Annotated in this window: 16 protein-coding genes; 13 read left to right on the forward strand and 3 right to left on the reverse strand. The window is 64.8% G+C overall.

Annotated features, from left to right (window positions below; translation table 11 throughout):
* Position 1: 1 nt before the first annotated feature.
* The 5 genes from QTL98_RS18300 to mobA all read left to right on the forward strand — a co-directional run bounded on the left by QTL98_RS18300 (position 2) and on the right by mobA (position 4844).
* Complete coding sequence (locus tag QTL98_RS18300) at positions 2–1702, forward strand: ABC transporter ATP-binding protein (protein ID WP_445679899.1); 1701 nt, start codon at positions 2–4, stop codon at positions 1700–1702.
* A gap of 144 nt (positions 1703–1846) precedes the next feature.
* Positions 1847–2440, forward strand: a complete 594-nt coding sequence (locus QTL98_RS18305) for an ANTAR domain-containing response regulator (protein ID WP_510637589.1) — start codon at positions 1847–1849, stop codon at positions 2438–2440.
* A gap of 24 nt (positions 2441–2464) precedes the next feature.
* Positions 2465–3697 (forward strand): CmpA/NrtA family ABC transporter substrate-binding protein, encoded by a 1233-nt coding sequence (locus tag QTL98_RS18310; RefSeq protein WP_445679901.1) that lies wholly within the window; start codon positions 2465–2467, stop codon positions 3695–3697.
* Positions 3694–4251 (forward strand): molybdopterin-guanine dinucleotide biosynthesis protein B, encoded by a 558-nt coding sequence (gene mobB / locus QTL98_RS18315; RefSeq protein ID WP_445679902.1) that lies wholly within the window; start codon positions 3694–3696, stop codon positions 4249–4251. The genes QTL98_RS18310 and mobB overlap by 4 nt, the downstream gene beginning before the upstream one ends.
* Complete coding sequence (mobA, locus tag QTL98_RS18320; protein ID WP_445679903.1) at positions 4248–4844, forward strand: molybdenum cofactor guanylyltransferase; 597 nt, start codon at positions 4248–4250, stop codon at positions 4842–4844. The genes mobB and mobA overlap by 4 nt, the downstream gene beginning before the upstream one ends.
* A 6-nt stretch (positions 4845–4850) precedes the next feature.
* Here mobA and QTL98_RS18325 read toward each other — a convergent pair whose 3' ends face one another.
* Entirely contained in the window at positions 4851–5312 is a 462-nt protein-coding gene (locus QTL98_RS18325; protein ID WP_445679904.1) for an Lrp/AsnC ligand binding domain-containing protein, read from the reverse strand.
* 181 nt (positions 5313–5493) lie between these two features.
* Here QTL98_RS18325 and QTL98_RS18330 point away from each other — a divergent pair, with 181 nt between their 5' ends.
* On the forward strand, positions 5494–6666 hold the full coding sequence (locus QTL98_RS18330) for an aminotransferase (RefSeq protein ID WP_445679905.1): 1173 nt from the start codon (positions 5494–5496) through the stop codon (positions 6664–6666).
* Here the strand turns inward: QTL98_RS18330 and QTL98_RS18335 are convergent.
* Positions 6658–7572 (reverse strand): LysR family transcriptional regulator, encoded by a 915-nt coding sequence (locus QTL98_RS18335; protein ID WP_445679906.1) that lies wholly within the window; start codon positions 7570–7572, stop codon positions 6658–6660. The genes QTL98_RS18330 and QTL98_RS18335 overlap by 9 nt on opposite strands.
* 200 nt (positions 7573–7772) lie before the next feature.
* On the opposite strand from QTL98_RS18335, the gene QTL98_RS18340 reads away from it, so the two are divergent.
* Both QTL98_RS18340 and QTL98_RS18345 read left to right on the forward strand, forming a co-directional pair.
* Positions 7773–8186, forward strand: a complete 414-nt coding sequence (locus QTL98_RS18340) for a DoxX family protein (RefSeq protein WP_445679907.1) — start codon at positions 7773–7775, stop codon at positions 8184–8186.
* Entirely contained in the window at positions 8146–9258 is a 1113-nt protein-coding gene (locus QTL98_RS18345; protein WP_445679908.1) for a class I SAM-dependent methyltransferase, read from the forward strand. The genes QTL98_RS18340 and QTL98_RS18345 overlap by 41 nt, the downstream gene beginning before the upstream one ends.
* A 27-nt stretch (positions 9259–9285) precedes the next feature.
* On the opposite strand, the gene QTL98_RS18350 is transcribed toward QTL98_RS18345, so the two are convergent.
* Positions 9286–10197, reverse strand: coding sequence for a LysR family transcriptional regulator (locus QTL98_RS18350; protein WP_445679909.1), 912 nt, complete (start codon positions 10195–10197; stop codon positions 9286–9288).
* Positions 10198–10453: 256 nt separating this feature from the next.
* On the opposite strand from QTL98_RS18350, the gene QTL98_RS18355 reads away from it, so the two are divergent.
* The 5 genes from QTL98_RS18355 to QTL98_RS18375 all read left to right on the forward strand — a co-directional run bounded on the left by QTL98_RS18355 (position 10454) and on the right by QTL98_RS18375 (position 16054).
* Positions 10454–11428, forward strand: a complete 975-nt coding sequence (locus tag QTL98_RS18355) for an ABC transporter permease (protein WP_445679910.1) — start codon at positions 10454–10456, stop codon at positions 11426–11428.
* Entirely contained in the window at positions 11425–12330 is a 906-nt protein-coding gene (locus tag QTL98_RS18360) for an ABC transporter permease (RefSeq protein WP_445679911.1), read from the forward strand. Before QTL98_RS18355 ends, QTL98_RS18360 begins: the two co-directional genes overlap by 4 nt.
* A 13-nt stretch (positions 12331–12343) precedes the next feature.
* Positions 12344–13336, forward strand: coding sequence for an ABC transporter ATP-binding protein (locus QTL98_RS18365; RefSeq protein ID WP_445679912.1), 993 nt, complete (start codon positions 12344–12346; stop codon positions 13334–13336).
* The gene (locus QTL98_RS18370) at positions 13333–14379 is read left to right on the forward strand and encodes an ABC transporter ATP-binding protein (protein ID WP_445679913.1); all 1047 of its coding nucleotides are present in this window, start codon (positions 13333–13335) and stop codon (positions 14377–14379) included. Before QTL98_RS18365 ends, QTL98_RS18370 begins: the two co-directional genes overlap by 4 nt.
* Before the next feature lie 70 nt (positions 14380–14449).
* A complete protein-coding gene (locus QTL98_RS18375) occupies positions 14450–16054 on the forward strand; it encodes an ABC transporter substrate-binding protein (RefSeq protein WP_445679914.1) in 1605 nt (534 codons plus the stop codon).
* Positions 16055–16136 lie beyond the last annotated feature (82 nt).

The raw sequence follows: 16136 nt of genomic DNA on the forward strand, positions 1-16136 counted from the left end.
GATGAGTTTTCTTGAGCTGAAGGGTGTCGCCAAGGGCTTTGGCGAAGGGGCCGGCCGCATCGAGGTGCTGAAGGATATCGACCTCACCATCGAGCGGGGTGAATTCGTCGCCATTGTCGGTTTTTCCGGCTCCGGCAAATCGACGCTGGTCTCGCTCATCGCCGGGCTGGCTGCCCCCGATGCCGGTGAAGTGCTGCTGAAGGACAAACCGGTTACCGGCCCCGGCCCGGACCGCGGGGTGGTGTTCCAGAACTATTCCCTGATGCCGTGGCTGACGGTGGCGGGCAACATCCGGCTCGCCGTTGATGCCGTATTCGGCCACGAGAGCAAGGCCGAGCGCGCGGCCCGGGTGGAGCGCCACATCGCCATGGTCGGCCTTGCCCACGCGGCCGACCGGCGCCCGGCCGAACTTTCCGGCGGCATGCGCCAGCGTGTGGCCGTGGCCCGTGCCCTTGCGATGGCGCCGGACATGCTGCTGCTGGATGAGCCACTTTCCGCCCTCGACGCCCTCACCCGCGCCAAGCTGCAGGACGAGATCGAGGCGATCTGGAGTGCCGAGCGCAAGACCGTCGTGCTCATCACCAATGATGTCGATGAAGCGCTGCTGCTGGCGGATCGTGTCATCCCGCTGAACCCCGGTCCCGGCGCCACGCTCGGTCCGGCTTTCAAGGTGGAGCTACCCCGCCCGCGCGAGCGCACCGCTCTCAATGCCGACCCCGAGTTCAAGCGCCTGCGCGCCGAGATTACCGGTTATCTGATGAAGGTGGGCGCAAAGCGGGCAAGCGATGCCGGCGAGGTTTCCCTGCCGGCCATCGAGCCCATCGATCTTGGCCGCAGCCGCCCGCCCAAAGCCTGGCGGGAAGCCGGCAAATCGGCAATCGACGAGCGCTATGTCGAATTTTCCGACATTCACAAGACCTACCCCACCCCGCGCGGGCCGCTGACGGTGGTGGAAGGGTTCGACCTCAAGATCCGGCGCGGCGAGTTCATCTCCCTCATCGGGCACTCCGGCTGCGGCAAGTCCACCGTCCTCTCCATGGCGGCAGGGCTGACGGATATCAGCCGCGGCGGCGTCATCCTCGACGGGCGTGAGGTGGATACCGCAGGACCGGACCGTGCCGTGGTCTTCCAGGCGCCAAACCTCTTTCCCTGGCTGACCGCCAAACAGAATGTCGAGGTCGGGGTGGACCGGGTCTATCCGCACGCCCGCGCCGCCGAGCGCAACGACATCGTCGAATATTACCTCTCCCGCGTCGGCCTTGCCGATGCCATGGACCGCCCGGCCTCCGCCCTTTCCAACGGTATGCGCCAGCGCGTCGGCATTGCCCGTGCCTTTGCCCTCTCGCCCAAGCTTCTGCTGCTGGACGAACCCTTCGGCATGCTCGACAGCCTGACGCGCTGGGAGTTGCAGGAAGTGCTGATGGAAGTGTGGAGCCGCAGCCAGGTAACCGCCATCTGCGTCACCCACGATGTGGACGAGGCCATCCTGCTGGCCGACCGCGTGGTGATGATGACCAACGGACCGCAGGCCCGCATCGGCCAGATACTGGAGGTTGATCTGCCACGTCCGCGCAGCCGGCAGGCCCTGCTTGAACACCCGCGTTATTACGAGCATCGTGAAGCGCTGCTGGGTTTCCTTGAAGAGTACGAACATGGCCACAAGGGGCGCCAGCAGGGGCAGACAATGAAGCCGGCCGCCTGAAGCCGCACAGCTGCCTGCCGCCCCGAGGGCGGCCCGGGCCACTGGCCCGACCACCGGCGAGGGGAGGAAAAACCATAAAAAAAACTTCGAGCGGCTTGGGGTTACCGATTGGGCGCGGAAAAAAACGGACGTGCTTCAGGCAGGATCAGCGCCGACGAGGCGGGCCTGCGCATTCTCGTGATCGATGTGGATCCGGCCCGTGCGGCCATCCTTGAGCAGGGGCTGGTGGAGACGGGTTACGCCAATGTCATGACCATCCGCGCTTCGGCAAACCTGCTGGAACGTGTGCAGGCCATCGCGCCTGACGTCATCATCATCGACCTTGAAAATCCTGACCGCGACATGCTGGACAGTGCCTTCCAGGTCAGCCGCGAAGTGCGCCGGCCCATCGCCATGTTCGTCGACCAGTCCGACAGCTCGATGATCCGCCAGGCGGTGGAGGCCGGGGTTTCCGCCTATGTGGTGGACGGACTGCGCAAGGAGCGCGTGCGCCCCATCGTCGACATGGCGATCTCGCGTTTTGCCGCGCTCGACCAGTTGACGCGCGAACGCGACGAAGCCCGCAGCGCCCTTGCCGAACGCAAGCTGATTGACCGCGCCAAGGGCCTGCTCATGGACAAGCGCGGCATGAGCGAGGAGGAGGCCTACAAGGCCATCCGCAGCGCCGCCATGCAGCAGAACCGCAAGATGGTGGAGATCGCCGAAAGTGTGATCACCGCCTTCCAGATGCAGCTTTGAGCCAAGATGGCCGGAGAAGCCGAAATGACGATCCGCCCCGACCGCAACATCGCGGCCCCTGATACCGGCCTGACGCCGCTGACCGTAGGCTTCGTGCCGCTCACCGACTGCGCCAGCCTGGTGGCGGCCCGCGAAAAGGGCTTTGCGGCAGCCGAGGGCATCGATCTCCTTCTCGACCGGCAGCTGACCTGGGCGGCGGTGCGCGACAAGGTTGCCTTTGGCCATCACGATGCCGCGCATCTGTTGGCCGGCCTGCCCATCGCACTCAGCCTCGGCGTCGGCGAGATGCGGGTGCCGATGATCGTGCCGATGGCGCTGGGCACAGGCGGCAACGCCATCACCCTTTCGGCCCCGCTTTTCCGCCAGATGGGGCTGGTGGACCAGCCCACCAGCAGCGCCGGGCGCATCGCGGCGGCTGCCGCTCTCGCCCGGCTGATCGCCGAGCGGCGGGAGCTGGGGTTGCAGCCGCTGCGCCTAGCCGCCGTCTACCCCTTCTCCAGCCATTATTACGAGTTGCGTTACTGGCTTGCCTCCGGCGGCATCGACCCCGATCAGGATGTCGACATCGTCATCGTGTCCCCGCCGCGCATGGTGGAGCAAATGCGCATCGGCGCCATTGACGGCTTCTGCGTCGGCGAGCCGTGGAACCAGCTGGCTATCAGCGAGGGCATCGGCTGCATCGTCGCCACCAAGGCCGATATCTGGCCGCTCTGGCCGGAAAAGGTGCTGGCGATGCGCGAGGACCGCTGGCAGGAAAAGCCGGCAGCCATGGCCGCTCTGGTCCGCGCGCTGGTGAAGGCCGCCGCCTGGGCGCAAGACCCGGCCAACCGGCAGGAACTGGCGGGTTTGCTGGCGGCTCCACAGTATATCGGCGTGGACGCTGCGCTTCTGGAAGCCAACCTCGCCGACCGGCCGCACCTTGTCCCCGGCATGGAGGGAACCGCCATTGCCGGATACCACCTGTTCCACAGCCAGCAGGCAACCGTGCCCTTCGTGGAACACGCTGCCTGGCTTCATGCCCAGATGCGGCGCTGGGGGCAGGCGGCCGAACCGGCCAGCCAGACGGAGCTGGCCCGCATCTACCGGCCCGATCTTTACGCCGAAGCGCTGGGGATCGAGCTGCCGGCCGCGCCCGCCGGCGGCTTCGGGCCGGCTTTTGGCGGCCCGCTCTTCAACCCGTCCGAGCCGGACGCCTATGTGGAAAGCTTCGAAATTCGCCGCTCTCCCGTAAAAGCCCGGGCGAGCGCCGCGACGTGAGCAAATCTCCCTCCTTCGCGCCCCATGGCGGTGTGCTTGGCATCACCGGCTTTTCCGGCAGCGGCAAGACCACGCTGCTGGAGCGGCTGATGCCGCAGCTGATCGAAGCCGGGCTCAGCCTTTCTTCCGTCAAGCATACCCATCACGACTTCGATCTCGACCGGCCGGGCAAGGACAGTTACCGGCACCGGCAGGCCGGCGCGCGGGAGGTGATGATCGGCTCCGGCACCCGCTGGGCCCTGATGCATGAGCTGCGCGGCGCCGAGGAATATGAGCTTGCCGCGCTGCTTGCCCGCATGAGCCCGGTCGATCTGGTGCTGGTGGAAGGCTTCAAGCGCGACCCGCACCCCAAGATCGAGGTCTGGCGGCCGCGCGCCACCAGCACCCCGCCGCTCTTTCCGCAGGATGGCAACATCATCGCGGTTGCCACCGACCAGCCTTTCGATCCCGACGGGATGGGCCGGGCCGGGTTGCCGGTGCTGGATGTGGACGATGTGGAAGCCATCGCTGCCTTTGTTCTTGCCTGGCATGGCGACCGGAAGGCACAGCCATGAGCGGCAGGCCGGCACTCGGCCTTATTCTGGCGGGCGGCGCCGGGCAGCGCATGGGCGGCAAAAAACCCTGGCGCCTGCTGGAAGGAAAACCGCTTATTGCCCACATGGCCGCGCTTGCCGGCCCGCAGGTGGAGCGCCTTGCCATTGCCAGCAATGGTCCGGCAGCGGAGTTTGCCGCCTATAGCGATCTGGTGCTTGCCGACCGGCCAGCGCCCGGCCTTGGCCCCCTCGGCGGAATTGCCGCCGGGCTGGCCGAGCTGACCGGCAGCGCGCCGGAGGGCTGGCTTGCCCTCTTTCCCGTCGATATGCCCCGCCTGCCGCCGGACCTTGCAGCCCGCCTGCTGGCCGCAGCAACCCGGGCGGGCGCACGCGGCGCCTATGCCCTGTGCGGGGCCAACGGGCATTATCTGGCCGCGCTTTTCCACGCCAGCCTTGCGGCCAACGCACTGGCCCTTGCGGCAGGGCCGGACCGCAGGGTGCGCGCCCTGCATGCCGCTGCCGGCTCCGTTGCGCTTCAGTTCGGCGCAGCCGCCGCGCGTGCCTTTGCCGACCTCAACACCGCCGAGGCCATCAGTTCGGCCAGCGCCGGATAACACCCGTCAGATCGGCAGCGGCCCGTCATTCTTGACCTCCTGCATCACCGCATAGGTGCGGGTTTCCTTCACGCCGGGGAAGGAAAGCAGGATGTCACCGAGAAAACGCCGATAGGTCGTCATGTCCGGCACGCGGGTCTTCAAGAGATAATCGAAGCCACCGGCCACCATATGGCACTCCAGCACTTCCGGCGCCTGCGCCACCGCTTCGGAAAAGCGGTCGAAGATATCCGGCGTGGTCTTGTCCAGCATCACTTCGACGAAGACCAGCAGGCCGAACCCCAGCAACTGCGGGTCGAGCCTGGCACCGAAGCCGGTGATGTAACCCTGTTTTTGCAGGCGTTTCACCCGATCACTGGTGGAGGTGGCGGCAAGGCCGATGCGCTCGGACAGCTCGATATTGGAAATGCGGCCATCCATCTGGAGGATGTTGAGGATATGCCGGTCTATCGGATCAAGATCCGTCATTTTCACGCCACATATTCTGAATGACCGGAAAATTATCGGTTATCTGAAAATTTTGTCCAGAAAATATCGGGGTAGGAAATCCACTTCTGTCAGGGCATTGCAGAGCCGCCGGTTTGATGCTGCTATCGCCGCAGTTTCCCATCCCGGCCACCCGGGCAACCCGCCCTCACCCGAGCCTTCCATGACCCAGATCGCCGTCAACCCGCTGCTTGTTGCGACCGATGTTCCGCCTATTCCCGCGGCAGGGGCGTGGGCAAAGGCCTATGACGGTGCGCTGGGCCCGCTCATCAATCTGGCGCAGGCAGTGCCTGGCGCCCCGCCGCCGGCAGATTTTCTTGAAAAACTGGCCGCAGCCGCCGGCACCGGCGCAGCGGCCGCCTATGGCCCGATCCAGGGAGATGCGGTGCTGCGCGAGGCGCTGGCCGCAGACATCAACAGCTTTTACGGTGCGGCGGTCAGCGCGCAGAACATCACGATTACTGCCGGCTGCAACCAGGCCTTCTTCGTCACCATGATGGCGCTGGCGGCGGCGGGCGACGATGTCATCCTACCGGCGCCCTGGTACTTCAACCACAAAATGACGCTCGACATGCTGGGCATCCGGGCAACACCGCTGCCGGCGCAGGCACAGAACGGCTTCGTGCCCTCCGCCGGGGAGGCGCGCGCCCTCATTGGCCCGCGCACCCGCGCCATTGTACTGGTGAGCCCCAATAACCCCACCGGCGCCACCTACCCGGCAGAAGTACTGGCCGCCTTTGCCGCGCTGGCGAAGGAAAAGAACATCGCTCTGGTGCTGGACGAGACCTACCGCGATTTCCTGCCCGAAGGCTGGGGCCAGCCGCACCAGCTGCTGGCAGTCCCGGACTGGGAGAGCCATCTGGTCCAGCTCTATTCCTTCTCCAAGGCCTATGCGATCCCCGGCCATCGCCTCGGCTCCGTCACCGCCGCCCCGGCGCTGATCGACGAAATCGCCAAGGTGCTGGACTGCGTGCAGATCTGCCCGCCGCGCGCCGCGCAGGGTGTCGTTGCCTGGGCCATTCCGGCGCTTGCCGGCTGGCGGGAGGAAACCCGCGCCAGCATCAATGCCCGCGCGCGCCTGTTTGCCGAACAGATTGCCGCCGCGCCGGGCTGGAGCATCAGCGCGATGGGCGCCTATTTTGCCTTCGTGCGCCACCCGCTGCAGATGAGCGGCGAAGCGGTAGCCGAACAGCTTGCCAGCAAGGCCGGCCTCATCGCCCTGCCCGGCAGCTTCTTCGGCCCCGGGCAGGAAAGCCATCTGCGCTTTGCCTTCGCCAATGTGGAGGCCGCACAGCTTGCCCCGGTGGCAAAGCGGCTGCGGGCGATTTCAGGCTGAGGCCGCCGGCTTCTGCATCTGCGAGACAAAGCGCTCGATGAGCCAGCGTGCTGCCGGGCCCAGCGACGTATCCCGGCGGTAAAGCAGGCGGAAGCGGTAGGAAACAGCGCTCCATTCCGGTACGCCAAGCCGGATGAGGCGCCCGGCGGCGATATCCTCCCGCACCATCGGCTCCGGCATGGTCCCCCAGCCGATGCCGGCCAGCAGCAGCGCATGTTTGGCGCCCATATCGGCAAGGCGCCAGCTCTTGAGGCTGAAGACGGCAAAATCCTGCCCGCGCGTCAGCGCCGTGCGGTCGGTCAGCACCAGCTGGATATGATCGCGCACGGCGCCGGGCTCGAGCTGCCCTGCTGTCGCCAGCGGATGACGCGGCGCTGCCACCGGCACCATCTCCACCTCCCCGACGCCGATCTGCTCCGTCGCCTCGGTGTTTGCCAGCATCGGCCCGGTGATACCGAGGGTGGCGGTGCGGTCAAGCACCAGCTGGGTTACACCGCCCAGCGTCTCCACATGCAGGCGCAAGGGCACGGTGGGGAAGGTTTCCTGAAAGCCCTGCAACGCATCGACCAGCCGCGGCGTCGGCAGCATGACATCCACCGCCAGCGTCACTTCCGGCTCCAGCCCCTCCATCAGCCCCTGCACCCGCGCGCGCAGCATATCGACGCCGCGTATCACCCCGCGCGCTTCCCCCAGCACGGCAAGGCCGGCCTGCGTCAGCTCGGGCCTGCGGGTGGTGCCCCGGTCAAAAAGCGGGATGGCAAGCTGGGATTCCAGCGTGTCGATAGCGTAGCTGACGGCCGAGGTAGCGCGGCCAAGGCGACGGGCGGCGCCGGCAAAACTCCCCTCCTCCACCACCGCCAGCAACACCTGCAACTGGTCGAGTGTCGGCTGGCCGGGTCCACGCATCGGGGCCTCCAAAGGGTCTGGTGACGGAACACAGTTATTCAAAAAATCTGAAAAGACCGATCAATATTATCCCAGTTTTTCAGAGATAAAAGAAAAGTTAGCTTCTGGCCATGGCCGCGGATGACCCCGCAAGGCACCGCGGCGCCCTGATGAACAGCAGCAGCCCGTTTCGGGCGCTCTTCGCAACAAGGAAGCTGATCATGAACAACGCTCTCAACGGTCTCATCCCCGCCGCCGGCCGCCTGCTTCTGGCCGCCATCTTCCTCATCTCCGGCTTCGGCAAGATCACCGCCGCCGGCGCCACCATCGGCTATATCAGCTCGGTCGGCCTGCCGCTGCCGCAGGTGGCCCTCGTCATCGCTATCCTGGTTGAAGTCGGCGGCGGCCTGCTGCTGGTCCTCGGCCTGCAAGCCCGCCTTGTGGCCCTGGTGATGGCCGGTTTCACCGTGGTGACCGCCCTTGCCTTCCACAATGATTTCGCTGACCTCAACCAGCAGATCCACTTCCTGAAGAACATCTCCATGGCCGGTGGCCTGCTTCAGGTCGTGGCCTTCGGTGCCGGTGCCTGGAGCCTTGACGCCCGCCGCAACAAGCCGCTCCTCGCCGCCGCCTGATCCCCCTCCAGGCGGACGCACCAAAAACCCGCTGCGGGCGACCGCAGCGGGTTTTTCTTTTGGCAAAACTGGCACCGGAATAGAAACAATTCCCGCAAAAAGCGCGCCCGATCCATCTCCCCTCTCCGTATCAGCAAGGAGACCGCATCTCCAAAAATTCGCCGGCGGAGCCTTTATGCTGTTCACAGACGTCTTCGTTGAGCCTTTTGCTCAGCATCCGCAGTGGGCCACTTTCCTGCCTGTACCGGCGCCCTTGGCGGAGGGAGAAAATCCCGGCGATTTGCTACCCGGACGGCACCTGCAACGGCAAGCCAGGCCAACGGATACGGCAAACAAGATCTGGAACCGCATCGCGCAGCGGATCAACGCTTATCCCTATGCCACCAGCGATCAATGCAGTGAAAAACACTACCGCGACGTCTTCGAGTTCATTCGACTGAACACAGGTTCGATTGATCGTTTCGTTGAGTGCGGCGTTTTCCAGGGCGGGCTCAGTATCCTGCTTGCAGGCTGCGCCCTCGAATTCGACTTCCAGCTTGATCTGGTCGATATCGACCCTGCTGCTCTAAACGCAACCTTTCATCGGATACGCCTCACCTTTCCGGAGGCACTACCCAGAATCCGCCTCTTCCTTGGCGAGTTGCCGAACTATGTGAAGGCCTGTGTCCGGGAGCCGGACTTCCAAAACGCTGTCCTGCATCACGACGGCTCTCATCGCTTCAACATCGTCGTGAGGGATCTCGCCTCGCTGTTCTATGTGCGCTCGAAGTTACATGCGGTACTCATTCAGGACACCCATCTGAGGCATTCCGATCCGGCAAAATTCTGCTTCGTCGATGCTGCTGTGGCCGCCGTGTTCGGGCTCGACCTGAAGTACCAGCCGATTGGTGTCACCTTCCACGCAACGACATTCCCCGAGCGCCTGAAGCGAGAGGGGGAACACGACGTCTACTTCGTAGGCGGCCTTTCGGAAGGAATGATGATTCCACTAGCGGAGAACAACTTTCTTTATCCGCACGCCCTGCACAGCATCGACGACTTCATCGCCTTCCCTGCGCCGCAGCCGACATAATCCCGGCAAGGCGCGCGGCTTCGTCCTTTAAAGCGGCAGCGTGTCCCCCGCCGCCTCCAGCATCATGCTGCGGAAAATCTCGATAAAAGCCTCCGCCGCGCGCGACAACGGCTGGTCGGGAAGCGAGATGATGCCGTAATCGTCGTAACGCTGCGGCGAGAAGGGCCGCAGCTCGATATTCATGTGGGTGAAGAAGCAGGCGATCATCGTCGGCACGATGGCAATGCCGAGCCCCTCCGCCGCCAGTGCGCAGGCGGCCTCTGCCGAATGCACCTCGATACGGCAGCGATAGCGCGCCCCGGCGGTGCGCAGCGCATGTTCCAGCTCGTTGCGCCGGGTGCGCTGGCGGCCGAGCAGGATCAGCTCCGACTGGCTGAGATCCTGAAGGCCAATCGACTGTTTTTCGGCCATCGGGTGACCCTTGCGGATCACGCAGCTGATACCGCCGCGCAGGATGGGCTGCACCCGGAAAGAATTTTCCTCCGGCTGCAGGCGGGCGAATCCCAGATCGGCAACCCGGCCCATCACCATGCGCTCGATGGCGTCGTAGGGGCCGGAGAGAATCTCCACCACCACCTTCGGCCGGTCAGCCAGAAAGGTGGAGACGACCCTCGGCAGGATGGTCGAGACCATGCTGTGGGCAAAGGCCACGCGCAGCAGCGTGTCTTGCCCCGCGCCGGCCTTGAGATCGGCGGCGCGGCGGCGCACGCGCAGCGCCATGTCGCTCAGCTCCTCCACCTCGCCGATCAGCGCATGCGCCTCCGGCCTCGGCACAAGGCGGCCCTTGTCGCGGATGAAAAGCTCGAAGCCGATTTCCTCCTCAAGCCCGGTTAACTGGCGGCTGACAGCTGATTGCGAAAGCTGCAGCACAGCGGCTGCCCCCATGGTGGAGCCGCTCGCCATCACGGCGCGGAAGACTTCCAGCTGCTTGAGGTTCATCGCGCGGGCATCCCCTGCCGTTCCGGGCGGGCCTTAAGGAAAGGAGGGCATCCTAGAGAGGCCCCGGCCCCGATGTGAAGAGCCGATGACAACAAGCCGGCAAATGCATAGCTCCATGCGCGGCACTCATAATATTGCGCAAGCTTTGCGCCCGTTCCTAACCTGCCTGTAACAAACCAGAAAAAACTCCACACTGAACAGGTGGGACGGTGACTGTTTCTTCAGGCAAGCCATATCGGCAGGGCAAGGCCCGGCCATGACGGTCTTCATCATCCGGCGATTGATGCAGGCACTGCTGGTGCTGTTCGTCACTTCGCTTATCGTCTTTCTCGGCGTCTATGCCATCGGCAACCCGATCGACATTCTGGTACCGGATGATGCCACCGAGATGGAGCGCCAGCAGGCGATCCACTCTCTCGGGCTCGACCGCCCGTTGCCGGTGCAGTACGGCACCTTCCTGCTCCATGCGCTGCATGGCGACCTCGGCACCTCCTTCGTGTTCAACCAGCCTTCCATCAGCCTGATCCTCGACCGGCTGCCGGCAACGCTGGAACTGGCCTTCGTGGCGCTCTTCCTGGCCATCGTCATCGGCATGCCGCTCGGCATCATTGCTGGCCTCAAGCCTGGCAGCCGTTTTGATGAAGGGGTGATGACCACCTCCATCCTCGGCTTCAGCCTGCCCAACTTCTGGCAGGGCATGATGCTGATCATGATCTTCTCGGTCTGGCTCGGCTGGCTGCCGTCAACCGGGCGCGGTCAGATGGGCAGCTTCCTCGGCATCCATTCCAGCCTGTTTACGCTGGATGGCCTTGCCCACCTCATCCTGCCGGCCATCAATCTCTCGCTCTTCAAGATCTCGCTCATCATCCGCCTGACGCGCACCGGTGTGCGCGAGACGATGCTGCTGGATTTCGTGAAGTTCGCCCGGGCCCGCGGCGTGCCGGAAACACGCATCGTCGTGGTGCATGTGCTGAAGAACATCCTCATCCCCATCGTCACCGTCGTGGGCATGGAGTTCGGCTCCATCATCGCCTTCGCCGTGGTGACGGAAACGATCTTTGCATGGCCGGGCGTCGGCAAGCTGCTGATCGACGCGGTGATGCGGCTCGACCGGCCGGTGGTGGTCGCCTACATCCTCGTGGTGGTCGCCATGTTCATCACCATCAATTTTGTGGTCGACCTCATCTACTCCCTGCTCGACCCGCGCATCCGTCTTGGAGGCGCCAAATGAGCTTCCTTGCCCGCCTGAAACCCGATCCGGAAGGCGTGCTGGTGCAGGCCGCCAGCGGCATCCTGCGTAGCCCGCGCGCCGCTATCGCCGCCTTCGTCTGCCTCGCGCTCGTCCTCATCGCCCTCATCGGCCCGTTCCTCGCGCCGCAGAACCCCTACGACCTCGCCTCGCTCGATATCATGGATGCGCGCCTCGCCCCGGGCGGGGAAAGCTTTGACGGCCATGTCTACTGGCTGGGCACCGACGGGCAGGGTCGCGACATGCTGTCGGCCATGATCTACGGCCTGCGCACCAGCCTCGGCGTCGGCCTTCTGGCCGGTGTCGTCGCCATGGGCGTGGGCACCACGCTCGGCCTCATCGCCGCCTATTTCGGTGGCCGCACCGATGCGCTGATCATGCGGGTCGTCGACCTGATGCTGGGTTTTCCCACCATCCTCGTCGCCCTCATGATGCTGGCAGTACTGGGGCAGGGCATCGGCAAGGTCATCCTCGCCCTTGTCATCGTGCAATGGGCCTTCTTTGCCCGCGCCGTGCGCAGCGCGGCGCTGGTGGAACGCGGCAAGGAATATGTCGAGGCGGCGATCTGCCTCGGCCTCAGCAAGCCGCGCATCCTCTTTGGCCAGTTGTTGCCCAACTGCCTGCCGCCGCTCATCGTCATCGCCACGCTGCAGGTCGCCAGCGCGATTGCCGCCGAAGCGACGCTGAGTTTCCTCGGCATCGGCCTGCCGATCACCCAGCCCTCGCTCGGCCTCCTCATCGCCAATGGCTATCAGGTGCTGCTGGCCGGGCTTTACTGGATCAGCGTTTTTCCGGGCGTACTGCTCGCGCTGCTCATCTTCTCCATCAACATCGTTGGCGACCGGTTGCGCGAAGTGCTCAACCCCCGCCTCGAACAGCGCTGAGGGAGGGGTGGCCATGAGCAATCCCGTGCTGCGCGTCGAGAACCTGCAAACCTGGTTCCACGGCAAGAAGGGCATCTCCAAGGCTGTCGACGGTGTTTCCTTCGAGGTCGGACGCGGCGAAATCCTCGGCCTTGTCGGCGAGAGCGGTTCCGGCAAATCCATCACCGGCTTTTCCATCCTGCGCCTTCTGGATGCGCCGGGCCGGGTTGAAGGCGGGCGTATCCTCTTTCAGGGGCAGGACCTGCTGGCGCTGAAGGAAGAAGAGATGCGCGCCATCCGTGGCCGGCGCATCGCCATGATCTTCCAGGATCCGATGATGACGCTGAACCCGGTTCTGCGCATCGAAACCCAGATGGTGGAAACCATCCTTGTCCATGAAAAGGTCTCCCGCCAGGTCGCGTGGGAGCGGTGCCGCGATGCGCTGGGCATGGTTGGCATCCCGTCGCCGGAAGAGCGGCTGAAGGCCTACCCGCACCAGTTCTCCGGCGGCATGCGCCAGCGCGTTGCCATTGCCATGGCGCTGCTGCACCGGCCGGAACTCATCATCGCCGACGAGCCGACCACCGCGCTCGACGTTACCATCCAGTCGCAGATCCTGGCCCGCGTACAGGGGCTGGCGCGCGAGTTCGGCATGTCCCTCGTCTGGATCACCCATGATCTGGGCGTGGTCGCCGGCCTCGCAAACCGGGTGGCCGTCATGTATTCCGGCCGCATCGTCGAGAGCGGGCCGGTCGATGCGCTGCTCGACAATCCGGCCCACCCTTATACGCAAGGCCTGCTCGGCAGCATTCCAGCCAACATTCCGCGCGGGGAGCCACTGCGCCCCATCCGCGGCATGACCCCGCCGCCCCTGCTGCGCCCGAGCGGCTGCGCCTTCCGTACCCGCTGCGATTTCGCAACCGACGCCTGCCTTGCCGAGCCGGAGCCGACGGCCCGCGCCCTTGCCGGCGGCCTTGCCCGCGACTGGCGCTGTTTCCACCCCCGTCATGACCGGAGCGCGGCATGAATAGTCCTGCCAACTCCGCAGCCCCGCTCGTCAGCGCCGAGGGTGTCTCGCTGCGCTTCACCAGGCCGCTCGATCTGGCCGAAAAACTCGCGCGCCGCATCGGCGTGAAGGTGGATAATCCCGTCGTCCATGCCGTGGACGGCGTCGATCTGGAAATCCGCCCCGGTGAGGTTGTCGGCCTTGTCGGCGAGAGCGGCTGCGGCAAATCCACCATCGGTCGGGTGCTGGCCGGCATCCTGCCGGCGAGTGACGGCGTGGTCAGCTGGAAAGGCAAGGCGCTTGCCGACCTGGCCCCGGCCGAAGCGCGCGCCGCCCGCCTTGCCGCGCAGATGATCTTTCAGGACCCGATGTCCTCGCTCAATCCGCGCAAGCGGGTGATCGACATCATCGGCGAGGCGCCAGTCTATCATGGCATCATCCAGCGCCGGGAGAAGGAGGCCTATGTCAGCGCGCTTATGGAGCGCGTGGGCCTCGACCCATCCTTCCTGCAACGCTATCCGCACCAGTTCTCCGGCGGCCAGCGCCAGCGTATCGGCATTGCCCGGGCACTGGCGGTCAAGCCGCGGTTCCTCGTTTGCGACGAGTCCGTTGCCGCGCTCGACGTCTCCATCCAGGCGCAGATCCTGAACCTCTTCATGGAACTGCGGCGCGAGCTCGACCTTACCTACCTGTTCATCAGCCATGACCTCGGCGTGGTGCGCCACATCAGCGACCGGGTGGTGATCATGTATCTCGGCCGGGTGGTGGAAAGCGCCCCGGCAGCCGACCTCTTTGACCGGCCGAACCATCCCTATACCGCCGCGCTGCTGCGCGAGGTGCCGCGGCTCGATGCCCGCCACCGCAACTTCACCCCCATCGAGGGAGAGATCCCCTCCCCCATCAATCCGCCATCGGGCTGCCATTTCCATCCGCGCTGCCCGCACGCCTTTGCGCGCTGTTCGGCCGAACGGCCGGCCTTGCGCGAAATCGCGCCGAATCACCTTTCGGCGTGCCACCTGAACGACCGCGGCCAGCCGCTGCCGGCCGGGCTTCACGCCGGCTGACAGGAAACCGGGCTCGTTCCCGACAACAAGAACAAGACCTCATGGGCTTCAAGGACAGAGGAGAACAGGCATGAACAAGGTTTCACGGACGTCCCGCAGCAAACTGCTGGCCTTCGGCGCCAGCCTGATGCTGGGCGTGAGCACACTTGCCACGGCACCGGCCTGGGCCGCCGGTCTGGTTATCGGCAGCTCGACAGAGCCGTCCGCCGTCGATCCGCTTTTTTCGCGCACCGGCAACAACCAGAACCTTGCCATGCAGGTCTTCGACCGGCTGGTGGTTCAGGACGAGAACCTGCAGCTTCACCCCGGCATCGCCAAATCCTGGGAAACCACGGGCCCGATGACCTGGCTGGTACATCTGCGCGATGATGTGACCTTCCATGACGGCAACAAGCTGACAGCGGACGACATCATCTATTCGCTGGACCGGGCCAAGAATGTGCCCAACAGCCCCGCCCCGTTTACCGGTAACGTCGCCGCCATCGACAGCATGAAGGCGCTCGATCCCTACACCATCGAGTTCACCACCAAGGCACCGACGCCCGACTTCATCGAGCAGATCGGCCTTGTCTACATGCTTGAAAAGAAGGTCGCCGAAGGCGCCAGCATCGAGGATTACAACAGCGGCAAGGCAGCCGTCGGCACCGGTCCCTACAAGTTCAAGGAATGGGTGCCGGGTGATCATGTCACCCTCGTGCGCAATGACGCCTACTGGGACAAGAAGGCGGCCTACGACACCGTCACCATCAAGTTCATCTCCAACGACGCCGCCCGCGTGGCCGCCCTGCTTTCGGGCTCCGTGCAGCTGATCGACGCCGTCTCGCCGGTGGATGTCACCAAGCTTTCCGGTACGGCGGGCATCAAGGTGCACTCCACCTCCTCCACCCGCATCATCTATATGGCGCTCGACAGCTCGCGTGACACGTCGCCCTTCATCACAGACCTCGACGGCAAACCCCTGACGCCGAACCCGCTGAAGAATGCCAAGGTCCGTCTCGCACTCTCCAAGCTCATCAATCGCGACGGCATTGTCGACCGCATCCTGAGCGGTGCGGGCCAGACCGCCGGCCAGCTGGTCCCCGAAGGGATCGGCGGTTACGTGCCGGACCTCAAGGCCGAGAGCTATGATGTCGACGGCGCCAAGAAGCTGCTGGCCGATGCCGGTTATCCGAAGGGCTTCGGCATCACCATCCACTCCTCCAACGACCGTTTCCCCGGCGATGGCGAAGTGGCACAGGCCATCGGCCAGATGTTCGCCCGCGGCGGGCTGAAGGTGAATGGCGTGGTGACGCAGCCCTATAACGTCTACGCCTCCGCCGCCGGCAAGCAGGAATTCAGCGCCTTTATCTTCTCGCTCGGCAACACCACGCCGACGGCGATTACCGGCCTGCGCAACCTCCTGATGACCAAGAACAAGGAAGCCGGCACCGGCGGGTTCAACCGTGTTCAGTATTCCAATCCGGTGTTCGACAACCTGATGCAGGACGTGCTGACCGAGTTCGACACCAATACCCGGATGACCGCAGTGCAGAACGCCACCCGCACCGTCATGCAGGATACGCCGTTCCTGCCGCTCTACTGGCAGAAGGTCTACTGGGCCTCCAAGGACGATGTGACCTACATCGCCAACAAGAGCGAAGACACGAGTGCCTACTTCGCGAGCCCCGCGAAGTAAGAGCGCTTCTTATCCGATAGCCAGCCTGCCCCGGGGGTGCCTCCACGGGGCACCTAGAGGGGGCGGAAGGTCCGCCCTGACG

Origin of the sequence: Radicibacter daui (assembly GCA_030657355.1) — a bacterium.
Classification (GTDB): domain Bacteria; phylum Pseudomonadota; class Alphaproteobacteria; order Radicibacterales; family Radicibacteraceae; genus Radicibacter; species Radicibacter daui.